Raw genomic sequence first — 20735 nt, forward strand, 5'->3', positions numbered from 1 at the left:
CTATTTATCTTTGCGGAACATTTCAAGCATACGCTTGGTGACGGTGAAACCACCGAAGATATTGATGCTGGCGATCAATACAGCAATAAAGGATAGGAATGAAACGACCCCATTACCTTGCCCAATTTGCAGTAATGCACCAACCACAATAATGCCGGAGATAGCATTCGTTACCGACATAAGCGGAGTATGAAGTGCATGGGTAACATTCCAAACCACGTAGTAGCCGACAACACAAGCTAAAACAAATACAGTAAAGTGAGAAAGGAACGCTGCCGGCGCAACCGATGCAATCCAAGCAAAAGCACCTACTGCCGCGGCTACACCAATAATCTTCTTCGTTGGAGAGGTAGGTTCTTCTACTTTAGGCTCTGGTTTCGCAGGTTGCTCTTGTTTCACTTGCGGCTGCGCTGAAACCTGGATTGGTGGCGCAGGCCATGTAATTTCACCTTCTTTAACCACGGTGACACCACGGATAACAACATCTTCGAAATCAATATTGATGTTACCGTCTTTTTCTTTACACAGCAGTTTTAGAAGGTTAACAAGGTTTGTCGCATAAAGTTGAGAAGATTGCGTTGGCAAACGGCCGACCATGTCAGTGTAACCAACAATTTTTACGCCGTTATCTGTCATGATAACTTGGTCTTTCACTGTGTATTCACAGTTACCGCCATTAGCAGCTGCCAAGTCAACAATGACACTGCCCGCTTTCATGCTGTCGACCATTTCTTTGGTGATCAGCTTCGGAGCAGGTTTGCCAGGGATTAGTGCCGTTGTAATGATGATATCAACATCTTTTGCTTGCTCTGCGTATAACTCTGCCGCTTTTTTGTTGAAGTCATCGGACATCTCTTTTGCGTAGCCGTCACCTGAACCAGAGTCTTCTTGGAAATCCACGGTCAGGAACTCTGCTCCCATGGACTCAACTTGTTCTTTTACTTCTGGGCGAACGTCAAATGCACGAACAATAGCCCCTAGGCTACCCGCAGCACCGATCGCAGCCAAACCAGCCACACCCGCACCAGCGACCAATACTTTCGCTGGTGGTACTTTACCGGCAGCCGTGATTTGACCCGTAAAGAAACGACCAAACTCATGAGCTGCTTCAACAACCGCACGATACCCAGCGATGTTAGCCATCGAAGAGAGCGCGTCTAAGGCTTGTGCACGAGAGATACGAGGAACAGAATCCATGGCAAGAACGTTAATGTTCTTACTTGAAAGTTGTTCCATCAACTCTGCGTTTTGAGCAGGCCAAATAAAGCTAACAAGTGTTGCACCATCTTGTAGTAGTGCGATTTCGTCAATGCCTTGTTCTTCATCTACGATTGGCGCATTAACTTTTAGAATAAGACCAGATGCCCAAACTTCTTCACTAGAAACGATTTTCGCACCAGCAGCTTCATAAGCAGCATCATCGAAACTCGCAAGCACCCCCGCTTGGGATTCAATCGCGATATCGAATCCCAACTTTATTAACTGCTCAACCGACTTCGGCGATGCAGCTACTCGCGATTCACCCGCAAGTATCTCTTTAGGTACACCGATTTGCAAAACGCATACTCCTTGTATACATATCAATAAATTAGTCCCAAAACAGAGCGTCGCTCTACTCTAACTCTTTTTTATTTCTATCTGTTTACCACGCAAGACAATTGCAAACGAAAGATGGTGTTTGGGGCCACCCATTTGCACAATAACACCTTGACTAACAGCCCTGTTATTATTCTGTTTGTATCGAACGCGTCTCATTACTTCAAGTGTTTTGTAATTTAAATACTAAATTTCATTACATATAACGCTAAGTAATGAATGATTGTCGCTCTGAGCACGAAAAATAACAACGCCATGCCTTACTAGACTGAGGTCTAACCAGATCATAATTAAATGCTGACTTAACAAACATTTAAGCTCTAAAAAAGAAAGAGCCATCAGCATATACACTAATGGCTCTTTTTAAGATGATTGGAATCAAGTTGCGGTGAATTGTTAGTCGAAGATTTTATCGCCCATTTGATCGATAAACATTTGAGATTTCTTCAACATAAGTTCATTGGCATCTTGTTCCGAGCCGAGCAAGTCTGAACGAATAAATCGATGCGTTTTCACTTCATCGTCGTATTGCTTTTCTATTCGACCAGCAATGCGGTATTGCCCACCCTCTGAAAGGCTCTCTTGGTAAATAAGGAAACCTTTGTACTCAACTGGTTCCACAGTTTTTACTTCAGCAGTTTTTTCACTACCACCAAACAAACGCGAAAAAAATCCCACGGTTCCTCCTTGGGTAAGCTCATCGATAGATTAAGTTTGTATCACTTAATATTGACATTGAGGATTGGTTTTTCATACCAGTCCAATTCTTTGTCTTCATCATAACTGGTATGGGTAAAAATTACAGGTACATCATGATCTCGGTTTTTACGCCGGTCTTCTTTCACCATTTCTGCCGCGTTCTTCACCGCGATATCCGCACTTTGCTTAAATTGGGTGAGCTTTTGTTCCGGAAGCGAAGATAAAAAATCAATATCATGACGAATATAGACAGGTTTAAGCTGAATAAGTGCAAGGCACGCGATATCTGCGAGCTGCTCGTTGTCATACTGCTCTACAAACTGAGGCAAACTGAGCACTTGTCCAACAAGTGTTTCCATGTAGTTATGCACATCTGAACTTATCTGCATTGGCAAATCTCCCTTGATCTATGAAAACAAGTATAGCAACGACTTGTTTATAACAACTTATTGATTGCTCTTAATTTAATCAATCTCTCTCTTTTTGTCGTAATGTCTCCCAAAATACTTGGGAAAATGAGCAAATAGACGTATTCTTGCTAGTTCTCGAAGCATGAAAATCGATAGCAGATTAATATCTATATTGATGAAACGCTTAACCTAACCAATTATATAATCAACTATTTTCAGGCAATTTGTAATAGATGTCCTCATCATCAATGACTTCATCAGGCTTTAGGTTCCTTTTCCCATTTATGTTGCTGGGATTAGTGAGTTCGAGCATGAACAACATCATTCAGATGACTCAGTCAAACTGGGGTATTGCCGCAAATTTGCCGTACATACTGTTAGGCTGTGCACTGCTCCTTTGCTATTCATTTAAGCAAGGTCGGGAGTCAATGGTGTGCTTAGCGACGTTACTGGCCTATTTCGTGATACAGCACAGGCTACAAGTTCCACTTCAAAGTGGTACAGCCTTACTTGAGCTGACCATTTTAGCCACGCTACTTCCTGTTTCTTTTCTTGCGGTATTTTTGTTTAGTAAAGACGGTTTCGACTCAAGAGCCATGTTTACTTACCTCTTGATGTTAACGATGTTCGTTCTTTGGTCTTACCTTACGTTAGCGTATTACGTTGAAGGTGGGTTTGAACAATGGACAAGCGGCATTTTATTTATCGTACCTACGGTTTCTAAACTACCTTTTATTCTAGTTTTATATTGTGTGGGTATTGTCTGCTTCCTCGGAATTCTTGTTTTAAAGAAGAATGAAATCATCCATGCTATGACCTACTCTGCAATGGTGCTGGCGTCCGCGACGTTCATTTTCTTTGATGTGCAATACATATCTAGCACCATGTTTACCCTAACGGGATTGCTTATCATTATTTATGCTGCCTCTGCCAGCCATCAATTGGCTTTCACAGATAGCTTAACGCGGATCCCGAGTAGGCGCGCACTCGACCTTGACTTAAAACACATGGGCAAAAAGTTCACGATCGCAATGCTTGATGTTGACCACTTTAAAAAGTTTAACGATACCTACGGTCACGATACGGGTGATGACGTATTAAAAATGGTCGCTTCGCGTCTAACTAAAACTCCCGGTGGCGCAAAAGTATATCGATTTGGCGGAGAAGAATTTACCATCGTCTTTAAAGGCAAGTACGCAGATGAGTGTAAAGAGTTTTTAGAAGAAGCACGTAAAGCCATCGCAGAGTATGAGATGATTTTGCGTGATGAAGAATCTCGCCCAGATAACCATAAACAAGGCCAAAAAAAGCGTGGTAACGACAGTTCGAGGAGAAAGTCGGTCTTTGTTACCGCAAGTTTCGGAGCGGCCGACAGCAAAAACGGGCAAGCACCTCAGGACGTGATTAAGTTAGCAGACGAAGCGCTTTACAAAGCGAAAAAAGCTGGACGCAATTGCGTGAGGCTTCATTAATACCCCTGAGCGAAAGTTAGCTGACTAATCTTGATTAAAGAACAAGACTAAGCTTCCTCCTTTTAACGCACTGCCATAATTGATCGTTAATCCGATCCCGATATTATCTATCCAATCGGAGTCAAATGGTGGTGTCATTAACCATCCAACACTGGCTTCGTAGTAGTGTACAGTATTCATGGGTTTTCTTGTATCACCACCAATATCAACTCGATTGAAGCTCGAATACACTGACTGCACAGTATCTCCAATGTGGGTAAAATCATAAAACACCTTTATTCCATTGACCCAATACCAGCCTTCCGGATTGCCAATATCACCATTATTTGCTTTACCCCAGCCAGTGCCATAAAAATAGTGAGGAGCCGACCAGAGGTACCATTTCCCCCACGATTCATGCTCTAGGTATTTGAGCTTTGTGTTGACTTCTCCAACAACGGCCCAAGCACTGGTGTTTAGGTATACACCTTCTAGAAATGGTTTTAGGTCATTCAGTGCATTACTACGATAACTATAATCGTTTTGATAGTACATTAAGTGTGAGCCGATTGCGCCACTAAGCGTTAGTTTGTCTGTGAGGTGTTTTTCTCCAGCAAACTCAATATATCCGCCCATGACTAACTCTTTACTTTTATCTGGAATCTGTCCTTTTTGGTCTACATACACATCTTGCTCTGTACTTAAGGCATAAACTCGGCCATTTAATAGGTAGTGAGTTTGTATTCCCTCTTGTTCAAACAAATCAAAACTAAATGGTAGCGTTGACACAGCGATCTTCTTTCTGAGATCAACCGAATCTTGAGTACCAATGTCTTCGTTATCTATGTTGAAGTATTCGTTCGGATCGAAATCATGAAATCCTACCGTAAAGACATCGCTATCTGACAGAACGATCCCAATAGCAAAGTTCCTTTCATACTCTTTTTGTATCTGATCTTGAATCGAATTAGCCTTAGAACATAATGAGAAAAGTGACAGTGTAGCTAAGGCGTAACTATTGATAACAGCTTGTTTCAACTTGTATTTACCACCGTATGTGTATTTCTTCCTAAAGACTTTGAGGTATACAACGCTCTATCCACCGTCGCATACAAATCAGACTGCTGCTCTTTTCCCGTTGGTTGAAAAACAAAAACACCTTGTGACACTGTCACTCTACTGGACACACTAGAATACTCATGTGGGTAATCCAGAAAATACATGGCCTCTTGTATACGTTCTGCTTCTCTCTCTGCGGTTTGGGCGTCTGTGCAACCCAGTAACACCACAAACTCTTCTCCGCCATAACGCCCTACGTATTCGCCAGAGCGACAAAATGTTGCTTTAAGTTGGTTCGCAATGGCTTGCAAGCAACGATCTCCTTCTATATGACCGTAATTATCATTAAAGGGTTTGAAAAAATCGACGTCCAATAAAATCAAAGCCATTGGCATGTTGTGACGGCCATGCCATGCAACCATCGATTCTAACTTATGATCGATATAACGACGGTTATAGAGTTTGGTTAAGCCATCTTCATTCGCTTGCTGAGTCAAAAGTTGATTCACTTTCTCCAACTGAGCTGTCGCTTGTTTAAGCTCTCGTCTCATATGGGCAATACGCTGCATTGCGATAAGCTTAGAGTTCAGTACGAGTTTATCTACGGGTTTAATTAAATAATCATCACCGCCGGCCTCTATGGCTTTTGCAATCATTTCTGGCTCTTCGTGACTGCTCAGGAAAATTATTGGGATCCAGTCGGGAAAGGTTTCTCTGATATGAAGAGAGACTTCAAAACCGTTCATATCTGGCATCGATATATCGAGTAATACCAGTTCAGGATCAAAACTCTCGTAGGTGTTTAGTGCTTCTAGCCCACTACCCACCGCTTTTACAATATGTCCAAGTTGCTTAAGACGAATAGCCAACTGCATCCTATCTAGCTGAACATCGTCAACCAGGAGGATTCGCATTGATGTCCCTGTCGGTTGCATAACGCGTTCCATTTCTTATTTTGTCTTTATTAAACATATACCATACTCAAAGAGTTGTTGCATTCGACTCATAATTAAGTGCTATATTTTTGTTTAAATATCACGGAATCAATTGTCTATAACGATTACACTGAAAATTGCCCTACCAAAACATGACCAACGAACGTTAGTTCAATAAACTCACGTGTTCTGGTCATCTTACGGACACATGGGTATAGCTATTTGATGCATTTGGTATTAATATTCCCGCCTTTTTGTAATGAGAGACACACCATGTCAGAAGCAACTAACAGCGAAAGCAAAAAAATCGATCTAGCAACCATTTCTCCTGAACTACGTAAAGTTATTGAGTTTGACGAAGTTCCAGAGCAAATGTTCGAAATGGTTACCTCTATCCATGAAGTGTCTGAAGAAGCAGTGCGTGAGTCTTGGGACGAAATGCCTGCAAGTGCTCAGAACATTCTAGATAACTTCGAGCAATTTCATGCTCTAGTTTCTGTTGGCCAAGCATTTGCTGGTATCAACGTGATGGAAGAATTCCCTACTCTTAATCTGCCAGAAAACATGACAGATGAAGATAAAGAAGAATACCGCGCTCAATTACTTGATAATGTGCTTCACAACTGCGTGAAAGACATGGTTAAGCAACTTAAGAAAGCACGTCGCGACCCACTTCTTAAACGCGAATTCAAAGAAGTGTTCGCAAAATAACGTTTTTCCGACAAAATAAAGGCCGCGTTTGCGGCCTTTTTTGATCATTAAGCGTGCGTAGCTTTAAATGATTAATGCGGCGCTAATGCCACGTCTTTCTGCGTGACACTGACACCTTTAATTTGTGCGAATACACTATCACCTGCCTTTAAGTCGAGATCATCAAGCGCCCAAGGTGTTATCGTTGCCCACAAATAACATCCCTCATCTAGCTTTAGCGATACATTAATACTCTGTTTATCATCAGCCGCGTTAAACACCTCGATTGAATCGACAGTCGCAGGCAGGATATTTCGAATAGAAGTCGCCTTAGGTTGCTCTAGCGTAATAGAAACGTCGTTGGCACGCACTTGTAAGCGAATTGGCGTCTCTGGCTCACCATCAATCTTTTGCACCCATAGTGATGCATTAGGTGCAAGGCTGACACAAGTCAGCGCATAGCGCTCATGATGCTCAGCAATTCGGCCTTCAAATAAGCTGCTTTGATCCGAGAAAGACTGCCATGGACGCATCGCATGAGAAGCCCACACGTCTTCAAGCTTACCTGAACTCGTAATTCTACCTTGATCGATAATAGCGAGGTGTTGAGCGAGCCTTAAGATCTCCTGCAGGCTATGCGTGACATAGATAATCGGAATATTAACCTTATCCGACAATTCCTCCAGAAATGGCATCACCTCACGTTTTCTCGGCATATCAAGCGACGCAAGTGGTTCATCCATCAAAAGCAAGTTGGGTTTTGATAGTAATGCGCGCGCAATCGCAACACGTTGCTTTTCACCACCAGACAGTGAGATCGGGAAGCGCTTTAGTAACGGTTTGATAGACAAGAGTTCGGTGACTGCATCAAAGTACTCGTCATCTTTTTCTTTAACGCCATACAACAAATTGCCTTGAACCGAATAGTGAGGAAATAAACGCGAATCCTGAAACACGTAACCAATGCCGCGCTTGTGTGTTGGTAAGTTGACCCCCTGTTCACTATCAAACAAAACGTGATCACCAATCGCAACATGTCCCTGCTTTGGTGCAACTAATCCGCTGATGATATTAATTAACGTGGTTTTTCCCGCACCAGATCGCCCAAACAAAGCGCTAATTCCGTTACAAGGTAACTCAAGTTTGATATCGAAATCAGTATCACCAAGCATTTGTTTAAATTGAACTTTAATCGTCATTACTTCGCACCCAATCGACTTGCCGCTTTGCGATTTAGCCATTCAGAGATCATTAATGTAGACAAAGCTAACGCGATAGAAATGATACATAGGCGAGCCGCCTGCATTTCCGCACCTGGCGTTTCAATAAAGTTGTACATTGCCAGTGGAATCGTTTGGGTCTCTCCCGGAATGTTAGAGACGAAACTGATCGTCGCCCCAAATTCACCAAGACTACGAGCAAAGGACAGCATCGTCCCAGTAATAATTCCGGGAATGGTCAGTGGTAACGTAATGGTGAGAAAAACTTTTAAAGGAGAAGCGCCTAACGTTGAAGCGGCATGTTCCAGTTTTGGGTCGACGTTCTCTAAACTTAACCGCACAGACCGAACCATCAAAGGCAAGGCCACCACAATACAAGCGACTACTGCTCCTTTCCAATTAAAGCTAAAGACTAGCCCTACATGTTCATAGAGCCACTTGCCAAGAAACCCTTGCCGCCCAAGAGAAACCAACAACAAATAGCCGATAACCACTGGCGGCAATACCAGTGGTAAATGAATTAAGCTATCTAGAATCGATTTACCGAAGAACGTTTTTCGAGAAAGTAGCCAAGCAAGAAAAACGCCGAGAGGAATGAGCCAAAGTACTGCGTACGCGCCCACTTTGAGGCTTAACATTAAGGCTTGGTATTCCAGTTCTGTCACGCTTCGTTCCTATAATTGAAAGCCGGTTTATTGCTGAAAGCCATATTGAGCAAAAACGCGTGCGGCTTCGTCCGATTTTAGGTACTGGAAGAACTGCTCGGACTCAGTAGAATCATTCACAACCGCAGCCGGATAAACAATAGCCGCATGCGTATCACTCGCGAATTCACCAACAATTTTGACTTTGTCGGTTAACTGCGCATCGGTTTTGTAGACCACGCCTAAAGGTGCTTCCCCACGTTCAACCAACGCCAAAGCTAGGCGCACATTCTTTGCTGGTGCGATTTGAGTTTGAATCTCTTTCCATACACCCAGTGTAGTCAGTGATTCTTTCGCGTACATACCAGCAGGCACTGACGTCGGATTTCCTAACGCAAGGCGATTTCCATGCAATGCCTTTTCCCATGCTGTTGCATCAGAGAAGTTAAATGAGGTTAATTCTGAAGACTGAGGCGCAATCAACACTAAGCTATTGCGCACCAAGCTTGTGACATTGTCACGAGAAATAACGTCTTTATCGACCAAATAATCCATCCATTTTGTATTCGCAGAAATAAATATGTCCGCTGGTGCGCCGTTGATAATTTGTCGAGCGATAGAAGAAGAACCACCATAAACGGGAGTGATAGAAACGTCATACTTTTCTTCAAAGTTTTGTGCGATTTCGTCGATCGCATTCGTCATCGAAGACGCCGCATACACTTTGAGGTTCGTAGCTGCGTTAGCTGAAAATGAAATGCTTAATATTGCCGCGAGGCAAGCATGCGTTTTCCATGCTTTCATAGAGAAACTCCAATACAAGGCAAGCGAAAGAACTGGTTATTTGGGTAGAAAGTTCAATCAGTTAATGTGCTATTTAAACAAAAAATCAAGGTTCATATATTGTTCTATCGCATCTGCAATACGATTAATTCCTTGCTCCTTTAACTCTTCAAAGTCTTGTTGTTTGATTTGAGTGCCGTTTACCCATTCTGACACCAGGCTTAAGACATCTGCCTCATCAAAGAACCCGTGAAGGTAGGTTCCCATGATTTGGCCACACTTGCTGATAGCCCCCTCTGCTTCATCGGAACTCAATGTAAGAGGTTGAACGCCCTGCACTTCACTTTGTCCTACGTGGATTTCATAACCCTTTACATTGGCTGTTTTGCCATTAAGAGAAAGCTGTGCTTGTGTATTTGTAAGCTGTTTGCTGTTAGTTAGCGTCGTGGTGATGTCTAGTAAGCCAAGCCCTTCGCTTTGACCAGGCTGGCCTTCGACGCCATTTGGATCATCAATCAAGTTTCCAAGCATCTGGTAGCCACCGCAGATACCAATCACTTTTCCACCAAGACGAATATGACGTAAGATATCTTTATCCCACCCTTGGCTTCTTAGATACTCTAAGTCGTCTCTAACTGATTTGGTCCCAGGCAAAATAACAAGGTCGGCTTTATCTATTTTCTCGCCTTTGCCTACATAACGTAGATTGATGTCAGGATTCAATCGCAACACATCAAAATCAGTATGATTACTAATCCGGGTTAAAACAGGCACAGCGACATTCAGTTTTACCTCAGAGTGCAACTCTTGCTGCGCGGTGATCGCGTCTTCTGCTTCTAAATTCAAACCATGAAGAAAAGGAAGCACGCCGAGTACAGGTTTGCCTGTTTTTTCTTCTAGCCAGTCGAGGCCCGATTGCAATAAACGAATATCACCTCGAAAACGGTTGATAACAAATCCTTTTACTCGCGCTTGTTCAGATTCAGAAAGTAACGCGAGTGTTCCGTACAAATGCGCAAATACACCACCACGATCAATATCAGCAACAATGATCACCGGAACATCAGCGGCCTCCGCAAAACCCATGTTCGCAATATCGCCTTCTCGTAAATTGATTTCAGCAGGACTCCCTGCGCCCTCGATCATGATCGAATCAAATTCTTGAGTCAGACGGGAGAAGGAATCTAACACCGTATCCATCGCCACTTTCTTGTAATCATGAAAACCAGCCGCATCCATATTGGAAATTGCCTTGCCCTGCAAAATGATCTGAGCACCTGTATCACTATTGGGTTTAATCAAAACCGGATTCATGTGCACGGTTGGCTCAATATTACACGCCTGTGCCTGAACTGCCTGAGCTCGACCTATTTCACCGCCATCTTTGGTTACCGCACTATTTAGTGCCATGTTTTGTGGCTTAAATGGGGCAACGTTTATCCCTTTTCTCGCTAATACACGGCATAAACCTGCCACAAGGACACTTTTTCCGGCATCCGAAGTGGTGCCTTGAACCATTAAAGATGGGATCGCTGATTTCATGAACATTTGTAAGGAATAGAGGAAGATGAACAATCATAACGTCATCGTCCCCACTTACTCAAGCAAATGAATAGAATATGAATGTTGAAATCATCATTGGTTCAAACAAGCTCTGTTTTAATGAACCCATCAAAACAAACCGATGAGGATGTAACATGAAAAAGAATACAATTATCGCAACAATCGTCGCCTTAGTTATTGCTCCTTCTATCGCATTCGCGAAAGATCACGCTCAAAACCAATCAAACTTGCAGTTTAATGGTCCTGTCACTGTGGAAAAATTGGACGCCTTGCTAAACGACTCCAATATGTTTACTGAAAAAGATGTAGTCGTTGAAGGTAACTTATTACGTCAAGTTCGCGCGGATAAGTTTGTCTTTAGCGATGGTTCCGGTGAAGTCATGGTCGAACTGGATGACGATATCCGACTAAACTCTCCGATTGATCACACGACTAAAGTCCGTCTGTTTGGTGAATTTGAAGGCGGAAATAAGCCAGAAATTGAAGTCGAGCAACTGGTGATCATGTAAAACAACCCCGCTTGCTTTGGATATCAGCATGATGTGGTGGCCATTACAGCTAAATGGTGACGGCAAGCACTTAAAATGATAGCTTTATCAATCTTGGTCTGCTTTTTGCAGACCATTTTTTTGTTCATTTTAATCATCTTGCCCGGAGACACCATGCTAGGTAAAGCTCTAAAGGTTGCAGCCTTTGGTTTGTGCGCTGTTTTGCCACTTTCCGCACATGCAAATAATTTCAACTACAACACGATGGAATTTCGCATGGGCACTAGCCCTGGTACATTTGGTGGCGAGTTCAATACCTACTTTACGGAAAACACCCACTTCATTGCTCGCGCAGACAGTGAATTCAGCGGAGACTGGGACATTGCTGGTGGTATTGGCTTTAACGGCCCAGCAGGCCAATTTGCAGATATTTATGGCCAAATGTTAGTACACAACATTAAAGAAAACGGCAGTGATAAAGTGGGTGACGAGTGGCGCACTGAGGTGAATATTGGTACTCGTATTTGGTTCATGCAAAATGTTGAGCTACATGCACGTATCGGTCAAATAATGGATAACGACGATTCCAATACCGTTTATAATTTTGGCGCAAGATTCCACTCTACTCAGCAACTATCACTTGGCGCGGATTTCAAAAATAATGGTGTCTATGGCCAACAAATTGTGATGTCTGCTCGTTTTGCATTTTAATTAAGTAACTAAGCAGTTGCATTAATAAGTGTGTGATTCAATAAAAATGGCCTCCGGTTTCGGAGGCCATTTTTGTTAAGTACCGATTGTTAGCAGGAACTAGTAACAAGGCTTTAATTTTTGCCGGATTTTTTAGGTTTATCTTGGACATACTTTTTCGATACATCCACAACGGCGATATCTCTAAAAAAGCTTCGACCAAGTAAAATTGGAAACTTCATATGCCCACGCTCAGCTAACGTAAACTCTGTCTTTTCTTTGTGGTCACCGACGGTAATATACGCTTTTACTACCGCTCGTTTATCCACCTCTTCTGACGATGACTGCTTGATTTTAGCCCAGCGCTCTACAGGTACTTTAAACTCTTTAGTTTCTTTATCGCCCAAGTCGATCTTAAACTGAACCCAATCTTTACCATCACGCTCAAACGGAACAATGTCTGTCGCGCTAATTGATGATGTTGTCGCCCCTGTATCAACCCTAGCTTTGAAGGTTTGATCAATTTCAGGAACGTAAACCCACTCTTCAGAACCAAGAATCAACATGCCGTCTGGTGTCTTTGTCACTTTGGCTGGTTTTGTCGGTTTTGGCTCGGGCTTTTTCTCAGGTTTTACTTCAGGCTTAGGCTCCACCTCAGGCGTTGGATCAACCTCTGGTTTCACTTCTGGCTCTACTTTGACAGGTTCTTCGACCTTCGGCGACTCAGGCTCAGCAGGTTCCTGCGTCGTTTGAGTTGACGTACAAGCAATTAAACTGCCGCTCATCATAAGCGGCAGAATCAGTTTCCAGTTTTTCATCCACACTCCAATTAAGCTTGAGATACTTTCTTAATTGCGTCCGCTACGTATGGAATATGAGTTTCGGTAAGTCCAGCGATGTTAATTCGACCATCGCCAACACCATAAATGCCATAATCTTCACGCAGTTGCGCCATTTGGTTTTCACTAAAGCCTAGCACAGTAAACATGCCTTTGTGACCCTCAATGAAGTCAAATTGATCGGTATTATGGTTGTTTCTCAATTCGTTACACAAACTTTGACGAAGACTAACCAAACGATGTTGCATTTCACTCAACTCTTGCTTCCAAACGGAAGTCAGGTTGTCATCTTGAAGAATCGTCTTAACCAAAGCCGCTCCATGATCGGGTGGCATCGTGTAAGTAGAACGCGCTAACGTAAGTAGCTTGCCTTTTGCGTTGGCCACGTCTTGCATGTTCTTACCAACGACAATCGCCGCACCTGTGCGCTCGCGATATAGGCCAAAGTTCTTCGAACATGACGTCGTAATTAACATCTCTTCAACGTTATCTGCCATGAAGCGAAGCCCTTTTGCGTCTTCCTCTAAGCCATCACCAAAGCCTTGGTAGGCAATATCAACAAATGGGGTGAAACCGTTCTTCTGTGACAATTCCGTAATGGCTTGCCAAGCAGAAAAATCGATATCTGCGCCTGTTGGGTTGTGACAACAACCATGCAGCAATACAACATCAGAAGGCCCTGCTTTCGCAAGATCATCCATCATTTTTGCTGTGTCTACTTGTTTCGTTTCTGGAGAAAAGTAATGGTAGAACTTAACTTTAAGACCTGCCGCTTCCATCACTGGTTTATGGTTTACGTAGCTAGGGTTTGAAATCCAAACCGTCGTATCTGGCTGTGCGACCTTCATCAGGTCACCTAACATACGCAGCGCACCACTTGCACCAGGCGTTTGAATGGCAGCAACACGATCTATTGCTGACGTTCCCGTCAGTAGCAAATCGATCATGCTTTTATTAAATTCTTCGCAACCCGCAAGACCAACATAAGATTTGGTTTTTTGAGTTTCAACAACGACATCCTGCGCCATTTGAATGGCTTTCATGATCGGCGTTTCGCCTGCGCTGTTCTTATAGACGCCAATACCAAGGTCAACCTTGTTTGGACGGTCATCGTTACGGTATGCAACGGATAGAGATAAAATAGGATCTAATACGGGAGTTGGGAGATTAGAAAACATGAAAGTCATAACCCTTTGAAATTCAAGTACCGAACCTCACGTTAACACCATCGCAAAAAATGGCGAAATGATTTTTCACTTATTTCATCAATTAGAGAACAAAATTCTGGGTTACGATAAGTTTTGTGCGCTCTATCGGTTATAAAAAGAACGATTCACTCCTCAATATACCAATCCACTCTTCCGTTTTTCCTAAATTCTCTTGGCGTCATGCTCGACCACGCTTTAAAACGTGTACTAAAGTTGGCACTAGTTGGATATCCGACTATCTCTCCAATATGTTGAATCGGCCATTCTGTTGAACGAAGTAACCTAGCAGCGTATTCCATGCGCATACGTGTTAAATGTGCCATCGGGCTTCGACCAAACTGCTTTTGAGTCAGACGGTGCAAATGTGGCTCCGAACATGGATATAAAGCTGCCACTTGCTCGACACTCCAATCCTTATGCAGCTGACGCTGGACAAGATCGAATACGCGCCGAAGCCTCAATTGGCTGCGTGATATCGACTCTGAGGGCGGCATGTTTAACATCAGCTCTAACTGAGCCACGCTATGTGCACCAACCGCACCACCATAATCAATAGGAAGATTAATACTGCGTAACAACGTTTGGATACACGCATACATCACCTCGGGTGCAGATGTGAGCTGGTAACTAATATTACTCTCTATCATTGGCCATGCTCTATCAGGAGCAAGAAAAAGCCATGCGATCTGCCAGAGTTCCTCTTCCATACCAAAACCGTTTTCAACACCTGCTGGCACCGTGATCAACGAGCCAGGCTCCAAATCATATCGACACGCCCCACTTTCTAACCAACCTTTACCGCGCACGGTGTAAAGCAGCATGTGTTTTTTTTGGTTTTTACGATAAACAGAGAAGAAGTCACGACAGGTTGCAATTCCGCACTGCACAATGCCTCTCTCCTCCAATGCCAGTACTCGACTGTGATCAATAAACTCTTGATAGGTTTTTTCTGAAATCGCGTAGCGTTCTTGTTTATCTTCCATGATTTATTGGCTCACATATACACTAGTGGAGAGTTTTACAAAGGTTTTGGATGCCTTTGAAAAATACACCGCCAAATCATAGGGATAAACTACTCGCATTAATCTTTAAGGAGAAATGCGATGCTCTTAACACGCGAATACATCGATAAAGCATTTTGGCAAAAGCTGATTGAGATTGGCCTTCCTGTTTCACTTCAATCCATGCTTTTTGCGTTACTCGGCGTCGTGGATATTTTCATGGTGAGTCAACTCGGCGAATCCGCAACGGCTGCAGTCGGTGTCGGAAACCGCATCTTTTTCTTTAACCTTGCAGTCATTTTCGGTCTTTGCGGTGCAGTAACGGTGCTGGCTTCTCAATATTACGGCTCAGGGAACCTGGCAGGAATCCGCAGAACACTGGCGCAATCTTGGTTTATTTCCATTCTAGTGACGCTGCCGTTTATTGTTCTTTATGCGATTTTTGATAAAGAGATCGTCTCTTTCATGTCAGACGATCCTGAATACATCACTTATGCACGTGATTATCTTGTGGTTACGGGCTTTAGTCTTATTGCAACCGCGATAGTGGTGCCAATAGAAGCGGTATTGCGCTCCGTAGGCCAAACCAAACTGGCAACCAACGTTAGTATCTCCGCGATTGTCGTGAATGTCGTGCTTAATTATGTTTTGATTTTCGGTTTATTCGGCTTCCCTCAATGGGGCGTATTTGGTGCAGCCGTTGGCAGCTTTGTTTCTCGATTTTTCCAAACAGCAGTGTTGATTTACTTTTTCTGTAAACGCTATGCATACCTGATTCCGACCAAATTCGACTGGGCGCAAGGCCGTTTAAAGCAGTATCGTCAAAAATACTTTAAGGTTTCTCTACCCATGTTGGTCCACGATGCGCTCTGGACTGGTGGGCTGATCGTTTACAGCATCATCTATGGTCAATTGGGCGTTTCAGAACTTGCGATCATCTCATTCTTATCACCGATTGAAGGTGTACTGATTTCAACCTTTATGGGATTTGCGGTCGCTGCATCCGTTCTTCTTGGGAATGATATTGGCGCAAAACATTATGATCGGGTCGAGAAAACGGCGTGGTGGTATGTGTTAACCAGCGCAATCTTAGCCACCTTACTGTTTTTCCTGGTGTGGTTGAGCTCGCCTTTGATTCATCATCTATTGGTACTGAGCCCATTAACCGATGCAGAAATGGCACTTAACGTATGCTTAGTCATGGCGCTGGGTATGATTTTGAGAGTGTTTAACATGGTAGGGATTGGCGGCGTACTAAAGAGTGGCGCAGATATTCGCTACAGCATTTTTATTGATACGTTCGGTCAGTGGGCTATTGGTATTCCCCTTACCTATTACACTGGTATGGTACTCGGGCTGCCTTTGCATTTTGTCTTGATGTCTCTGCTAGCTGAAGAATTTGTGAAAGGCGTACTGACGACTTATCGTATCCAATCTAAACGTTGGATAAATAATATGGTCGAGGATGACCAAACGGTGACAGCGTAACTGAAAATACACTAACGAACTCACACCAAAAGGGCTCACCCGTTATGCACGCGTGAGCCCTTTTTATGTTTGGAGAATGCTTGATTAAATATCCGTAAAGCGATGAATGATTTGGTTCGAACTGCCACGCCATTCGAGATTGAGATCTTTCTTGTCTTGTTCAAACTTACCATCAATCAAAACATCGATGTATTGCACCACTTCTCTTTGCGCGTCATCCAGTTCAGCCAGCGTGTAGCCTGTCCAAACCCAGATGTCTTTACCGGGACACTCTTCTCTCACCCTTTTCACGATCTTTAAAATATGAGGCACATTAGCAGGATGAAGCGGATCTCCGCCCGACAACGACAAACCGCGACGTTTAATGCGCGTGTCATTCAAGTCATTGATGATCTTGTCTTCCGCTTCTTGCGTAAACAACACACCCGAATCCAAGCGTTGCGTCGACTGGTTATAACAGCCACGACACTGATGTACACAGCCCGACACAAATAATGTGCAGCGCGTACCCGGTCCGTTAACAACGTCAATTGGATAATATTGGTGGTAGTTCATAATGTGTCTCTTTGTTATCGCGAAAAAGAAAATCAACCTAAAGCAGGTTGATTTTCAAAGTGTTGAATCGAGTGGTAATTAACCTTATAGGTGTTTCACTCGACGTTTAACTTCTTCTTGTTTGCCGAAGTTAAACGGACGTGCATCTGGGCTGCCCAAGTAGCCACATACGCGACGTGTCACCGATACTTTGGTTGAATCGTGGTTGCCACAACTTGGGCAAGTAAAGCCTTTGCTTGTACATTCAAACTCGCCGGTGTAACCACATTCATAACACTCATCAATCGGAGTGTTAGTTCCGTAGTAAGGAACGCGGGTGTAACTGTAGTCCCACACGTTTTCTAGCGCTTCTACGTTACGTTGCATGTTCGGGAACTCACCGTAACAGATGAAGCCACCGCTTGAGATTTCTGGGTAAGGCATCTCGAAGTCGATCTTGTCGTAAGGGTTAACCTTCTTCTCAACATCCAAGTGGAAGCTGTTGGTGTAGTAACCTTTGTCTGTTACACCTTCAATCAAACCAAACTCTTTGGTGTCGATGCGGCAGAAACGACTACATAGGTTTTCACTTGGTGTTGCGTACAAGCTAAAGCCATAGCCAGTTTCGTCAGCCCATTGATTCACCGCATCTTTTAGATGTTTGATGATCGCGACCGCTTTTTCACGCAATACGGCATCATCGTAAACGTGCGCTTCAGTACCAAACAACGCGTTGATAGTTTCATGCACGCCAATGTAACCTAGAGAAATTGATGCACGGCCGTTTTTGAAGATTTCTGCAATCGAATCGTCCGCTTTCAAGCGCACACCACATGCACCTTCCATATATAGAATTGGGGCAACGCGCGCTTTTACGTTCTCTAGACGAGAAATACGCGTTTCTAGTGCTTTACGAGCAAGACGTAGACGATCATTAAGCAGTTCATAGAACTTCGCTTCGCTGCCTTTTGCGCGAAGCGCGATACGTGGCAAGTTCAAGCTAACTACACCAAGGTTGTTACGACCTTCATGGATAAGTTCGCCATCCTCTTCGTAAGTGCCTAGGAAGCTACGACAGCCCATCGGTGTTTTGAATGAACCCGTTACTTCCACGACTTTGTCGTAGTTAAGAATGTCTGGGTACATACGTTTTGAAGCACACTCAAGTGCAAGCTTCTTAATGTCGTAGTTAGGATCTTCTGCCTTGTGGTTTAGGCCGTCTTTAATACCGAACACCAATTTAGGGAATACGGCGGTTTTACGGTTTTTGCCAAGACCAGCGATACGGTTTTTCAAAATAGATTGCTGAATAAGACGAGACGCCCAGCTTGTACCAAGCCCAAAACCAAACGTAACGAATGGTGTTTGACCATTTGCCGTGTGTAGTGTGTTTACTTCGTACTCTAGCGATTGGAATGCGTCGTAACACTCTTTCTCAGTGCGAGCTTTAGCGAACTCTTCTGGCTCAGCAATGTTCCACTCATTCGCGATTTCTAAATGCTTTTCATAGCTCGTGATGACGTAAGGTTCTAACACTTCGTCGATACGGTTGATGGTTGTACCGCCATAAATATGGCTAGCCACTTGAGCAATAATTTGCGCTGTTACTGCGGTCGCAGTTGAAATCGATTTAGGCGTATCGATTTCTGCATTACCCATTTTGAAGCCGTGCGTTAGCATGCCTTTCAAATCGATAAGCATACAGTTAAACATCGGGAAGAATGGTGCGTAATCCAGATCGTGGTAGTGAATGTCACCCACTTCGTGTGCTTGAACCACATCACGAGGAAGGATGTGCGTTTTCGCGTAGTGCTTCGCCACGATACCCGCTAGAAGGTCACGCTGAGTTGGGATAACTTTGCCGTCTTTGTTCGCGTTTTCGTTGATCAAATCAAGGTTACTTTCTTCAATCAAGCCTTCGATTTCACGAGTTAGTGCACTTTGCTTTTCACGCGCGATGTCGCGGTCATGGCGATATTCAATGTAAGAACGTGCTAGGGCCTTGTAAGGACCTTGCATGAGCTCATTCTCGACTAAGTCTTGAATCTCATGGATGTGAACTTCATCGTGATCTTTTAGCTGTAACTCGACAGCAAGAGCGACATTAAGAGCATAAATGGCGACATCTTTATCCTTGTTTTCCGCTGCCGCTTCAACTGCTGCTTGGATACGATCCCTGTTGAACGGAGCTCTTGAGCCGTCACGCTTGATTACGATTGGTTTCACTTTCTTCTCCTTACCCCAGCATACTCACAGAGTTATCCACAAACACACTATATGGGGTTATTTTTTATTCTGCTAACACAATATATTGTGGCGTATTTAACGAAAAGCACCACTTGAAAACATTGATTTTGATCAATAAAGATCGGCTAGCGGACAAGAACAAATCGATCTTATTGGTACTGATCTCAGTTGCGAAGAAAACCATGAAAATTGCAAAATTGGTACGAAATCTACTTGCTTTTTTTAGAGCGCTTATAGGATAAAGGTTGGAAAGGAATACGCTAAAATCCAGGAGTGAAACAAGCCAATATGCGATCACTATTTGTTACTGCCTTATTAATTTTTAGTTCAACGTCACTTGCTCAAAACTCCATCAACTTAACCAGTTGGAATATAGAATGGCTGTCTATAGATGGAGGTAAGGTTTCGAGAACCAGTGACGATTTCGTCAAACTCAATCAATATGTGGATAAAACTCAAGCCGACATCATCGCCTTTCAAGAGGTCGACTCCAAAGCCGCCGTTCAAAAAGCCGTAGGCGATGGCTACGCGATTTACCTCTCTGATCGAGCTCAATCAAACAATAAGCACCTTCAGTTTTCTGATACCAACCAGTACACCGGTTTTGCTGTGCGCAAAGACATTGAAGTGTCTGACCCAGCAGACTTCTCAATCACGCGTGGTAATAGCAAGTTGCGCTTTGCCAGCTACATCGTCGTTAACCCAAACCAAAAGGACGAGCTTCACCTGCTCTCTGTGCATCTAAAAGCAGGATGCAGCGGAGCATACAAAAACAACCGCAATTGCCAAACACTGAGCCAACAAGGAGAAGCACTTGCGAAATGGATGAGCGAGAGAGAAAAGAAAAAGCAGCAGTACGCCGTAATGGGCGATTTCAATCACAACTTGTCTTATCAACGTGATTGGCTGTGGGCGATCATGACGCTCGGTAACGATGCACAATTGGTAACGCGAGATACCAAAGCGGATTGCAAGGTTCGCTCAAATAAGAACCCAAGAAAAACACACCAATTCCGCTCTTTGATTGATCACATTATTGTTAGCCCGCAAATAAAAGCGAAAAACGCACATCAAACGCTGTTCAGTTCACAAGATGTTTTGGATTACAAACTGAGTGACCATTGCCCTGTAAACGCGACGGTAACGCTTAACTGAACGAACAAAATAGCCCAGCATCATGCTGGGCTATT

At 43.5% G+C, this 20735-nt stretch carries 20 protein-coding genes; 6 read left to right on the plus strand and 14 right to left on the minus strand.

Features of this window, described 5'->3' with window-relative positions; all coding sequences use genetic code 11:
* The 3 genes from L3V27_RS03530 to L3V27_RS03540 form a co-directional block, all read right to left on the minus strand.
* Positions 1-1557: a Re/Si-specific NAD(P)(+) transhydrogenase subunit alpha gene (locus L3V27_RS03530; RefSeq protein ID WP_005394487.1), complete on the minus strand. Its 1557-nt coding sequence runs from the start codon at positions 1555-1557 to the stop codon at positions 1-3.
* 435 nt (positions 1558-1992) lie between these two features.
* Positions 1993-2274 (minus strand): HlyU family transcriptional regulator, encoded by a 282-nt coding sequence (locus tag L3V27_RS03535; protein ID WP_005394488.1) that lies wholly within the window; start codon positions 2272-2274, stop codon positions 1993-1995.
* 41 nt (positions 2275-2315) lie between these two features.
* Entirely contained in the window at positions 2316-2684 is a 369-nt protein-coding gene (locus L3V27_RS03540; RefSeq protein WP_005394489.1) for a late competence development ComFB family protein, read from the minus strand.
* Between the two features lie 254 nt (positions 2685-2938).
* On the opposite strand from L3V27_RS03540, the gene L3V27_RS03545 reads away from it, so the two are divergent.
* A complete protein-coding gene (locus L3V27_RS03545; RefSeq protein WP_237311038.1) occupies positions 2939-4177 on the plus strand; it encodes a GGDEF domain-containing protein in 1239 nt (412 codons plus the stop codon).
* A gap of 24 nt (positions 4178-4201) precedes the next feature.
* On the opposite strand, the gene L3V27_RS03550 is transcribed toward L3V27_RS03545, so the two are convergent.
* Both L3V27_RS03550 and L3V27_RS03555 read right to left on the minus strand, forming a co-directional pair.
* Positions 4202-5194, minus strand: coding sequence for a Solitary outer membrane autotransporter beta-barrel domain (locus L3V27_RS03550; protein WP_047009190.1), 993 nt, complete (start codon positions 5192-5194; stop codon positions 4202-4204).
* A complete protein-coding gene (locus L3V27_RS03555) occupies positions 5191-6150 on the minus strand; it encodes a diguanylate cyclase (protein ID WP_167427511.1) in 960 nt (319 codons plus the stop codon). Before L3V27_RS03555 ends, L3V27_RS03550 begins: the two co-directional genes overlap by 4 nt.
* Positions 6151-6423: 273 nt before the next feature.
* Here L3V27_RS03555 and L3V27_RS03560 point away from each other — a divergent pair, with 273 nt between their 5' ends.
* On the plus strand, positions 6424-6861 hold the full coding sequence (locus L3V27_RS03560; protein ID WP_005394495.1) for a DUF3069 domain-containing protein: 438 nt from the start codon (positions 6424-6426) through the stop codon (positions 6859-6861).
* Between the two features lie 71 nt (positions 6862-6932).
* Here the strand turns inward: L3V27_RS03560 and modC are convergent, their stop codons facing one another.
* From modC to L3V27_RS03580, 4 genes are all read right to left on the minus strand, one after another.
* The gene (modC, locus tag L3V27_RS03565; protein WP_237285139.1) at positions 6933-8039 is read right to left on the minus strand and encodes a molybdenum ABC transporter ATP-binding protein ModC; all 1107 of its coding nucleotides are present in this window, start codon (positions 8037-8039) and stop codon (positions 6933-6935) included.
* Entirely contained in the window at positions 8039-8725 is a 687-nt protein-coding gene (gene modB, locus L3V27_RS03570; RefSeq protein WP_046875453.1) for a molybdate ABC transporter permease subunit, read from the minus strand. The genes modC and modB overlap by 1 nt, the downstream gene beginning before the upstream one ends.
* A 27-nt stretch (positions 8726-8752) precedes the next feature.
* Positions 8753-9508, minus strand: a complete 756-nt coding sequence (gene modA / locus L3V27_RS03575) for a molybdate ABC transporter substrate-binding protein (RefSeq protein ID WP_085343792.1) — start codon at positions 9506-9508, stop codon at positions 8753-8755.
* A gap of 69 nt (positions 9509-9577) precedes the next feature.
* The gene (locus L3V27_RS03580) at positions 9578-11029 is read right to left on the minus strand and encodes a cobyric acid synthase (RefSeq protein ID WP_237311039.1); all 1452 of its coding nucleotides are present in this window, start codon (positions 11027-11029) and stop codon (positions 9578-9580) included.
* A gap of 155 nt (positions 11030-11184) precedes the next feature.
* Between L3V27_RS03580 and L3V27_RS03585 the strand changes: the two genes are divergently transcribed.
* Both L3V27_RS03585 and L3V27_RS03590 read left to right on the plus strand, forming a co-directional pair.
* Positions 11185-11559, plus strand: coding sequence for a NirD/YgiW/YdeI family stress tolerance protein (locus tag L3V27_RS03585; RefSeq protein ID WP_237311041.1), 375 nt, complete (start codon positions 11185-11187; stop codon positions 11557-11559).
* A 153-nt stretch (positions 11560-11712) separates the two neighbouring features.
* Complete coding sequence (locus L3V27_RS03590) at positions 11713-12249, plus strand: hypothetical protein (RefSeq protein ID WP_005394515.1); 537 nt, start codon at positions 11713-11715, stop codon at positions 12247-12249.
* Positions 12250-12362: 113 nt separating this feature from the next.
* Here the strand turns inward: L3V27_RS03590 and L3V27_RS03595 are convergent, their stop codons facing one another.
* From L3V27_RS03595 to L3V27_RS03605, 3 genes are all read right to left on the minus strand, one after another.
* A complete protein-coding gene (locus L3V27_RS03595) occupies positions 12363-13046 on the minus strand; it encodes an ATP-dependent zinc protease (RefSeq protein WP_167427514.1) in 684 nt (227 codons plus the stop codon).
* An 11-nt stretch (positions 13047-13057) separates the two neighbouring features.
* Entirely contained in the window at positions 13058-14245 is a 1188-nt protein-coding gene (locus L3V27_RS03600) for an amino acid aminotransferase (protein WP_168187765.1), read from the minus strand.
* 155 nt (positions 14246-14400) lie between these two features.
* Entirely contained in the window at positions 14401-15258 is an 858-nt protein-coding gene (locus L3V27_RS03605; RefSeq protein WP_029802109.1) for an AraC family transcriptional regulator, read from the minus strand.
* A gap of 120 nt (positions 15259-15378) precedes the next feature.
* On the opposite strand from L3V27_RS03605, the gene L3V27_RS03610 reads away from it, so the two are divergent.
* Entirely contained in the window at positions 15379-16764 is a 1386-nt protein-coding gene (locus L3V27_RS03610) for an MATE family efflux transporter (protein WP_237311043.1), read from the plus strand.
* Positions 16765-16848: 84 nt separating this feature from the next.
* Here L3V27_RS03610 and nrdG read toward each other — a convergent pair whose 3' ends face one another.
* Together nrdG and nrdD are read right to left on the minus strand one after the other, a co-directional pair.
* Positions 16849-17319, minus strand: a complete 471-nt coding sequence (nrdG, locus tag L3V27_RS03615; RefSeq protein ID WP_005394529.1) for an anaerobic ribonucleoside-triphosphate reductase-activating protein — start codon at positions 17317-17319, stop codon at positions 16849-16851.
* Between the two features lie 84 nt (positions 17320-17403).
* Complete coding sequence (gene nrdD, locus L3V27_RS03620) at positions 17404-19524, minus strand: anaerobic ribonucleoside-triphosphate reductase (RefSeq protein ID WP_176319483.1); 2121 nt, start codon at positions 19522-19524, stop codon at positions 17404-17406.
* 309 nt (positions 19525-19833) lie between these two features.
* Between nrdD and L3V27_RS03625 the strand changes: the two genes are divergently transcribed.
* Positions 19834-20700, plus strand: coding sequence for an endonuclease/exonuclease/phosphatase family protein (locus L3V27_RS03625; protein ID WP_176319484.1), 867 nt, complete (start codon positions 19834-19836; stop codon positions 20698-20700).
* Positions 20701-20735 lie beyond the last annotated feature (35 nt).

Source organism: Vibrio sp. J2-3(2022) (assembly GCF_021725735.1).
GTDB lineage: Bacteria > Pseudomonadota > Gammaproteobacteria > Enterobacterales > Vibrionaceae > Vibrio > Vibrio diabolicus.

Coding starts and splice junctions, on each gene's coding strand:
- L3V27_RS03540 (WP_005394489.1), bottom strand. CDS start 2,684: ATGCAGATAAGTTCAGATGTGCATAACTACATGGAAACACTTGTTGGA.
- L3V27_RS03545 (WP_237311038.1), top strand. CDS start 2,939: ATGTCCTCATCATCAATGACTTCATCAGGCTTTAGGTTCCTTTTCCCA.
- L3V27_RS03555 (WP_167427511.1), bottom strand. CDS start 6,150: ATGCAACCGACAGGGACATCAATGCGAATCCTCCTGGTTGACGATGTT.
- L3V27_RS03560 (WP_005394495.1), top strand. CDS start 6,424: ATGTCAGAAGCAACTAACAGCGAAAGCAAAAAAATCGATCTAGCAACC.
- modC (WP_237285139.1), bottom strand. CDS start 8,039: ATGACGATTAAAGTTCAATTTAAACAAATGCTTGGTGATACTGATTTC.
- modA (WP_085343792.1), bottom strand. CDS start 9,508: ATGAAAGCATGGAAAACGCATGCTTGCCTCGCGGCAATATTAAGCATT.
- L3V27_RS03580 (WP_237311039.1), bottom strand. CDS start 11,029: ATGAAATCAGCGATCCCATCTTTAATGGTTCAAGGCACCACTTCGGAT.
- L3V27_RS03585 (WP_237311041.1), top strand. CDS start 11,185: ATGAAAAAGAATACAATTATCGCAACAATCGTCGCCTTAGTTATTGCT.
- L3V27_RS03590 (WP_005394515.1), top strand. CDS start 11,713: ATGCTAGGTAAAGCTCTAAAGGTTGCAGCCTTTGGTTTGTGCGCTGTT.
- L3V27_RS03595 (WP_167427514.1), bottom strand. CDS start 13,046: ATGAAAAACTGGAAACTGATTCTGCCGCTTATGATGAGCGGCAGTTTA.
- L3V27_RS03600 (WP_168187765.1), bottom strand. CDS start 14,245: ATGTTTTCTAATCTCCCAACTCCCGTATTAGATCCTATTTTATCTCTA.
- L3V27_RS03605 (WP_029802109.1), bottom strand. CDS start 15,258: ATGGAAGATAAACAAGAACGCTACGCGATTTCAGAAAAAACCTATCAA.
- L3V27_RS03610 (WP_237311043.1), top strand. CDS start 15,379: ATGCTCTTAACACGCGAATACATCGATAAAGCATTTTGGCAAAAGCTG.
- nrdG (WP_005394529.1), bottom strand. CDS start 17,319: ATGAACTACCACCAATATTATCCAATTGACGTTGTTAACGGACCGGGT.
- L3V27_RS03625 (WP_176319484.1), top strand. CDS start 19,834: ATGCGATCACTATTTGTTACTGCCTTATTAATTTTTAGTTCAACGTCA.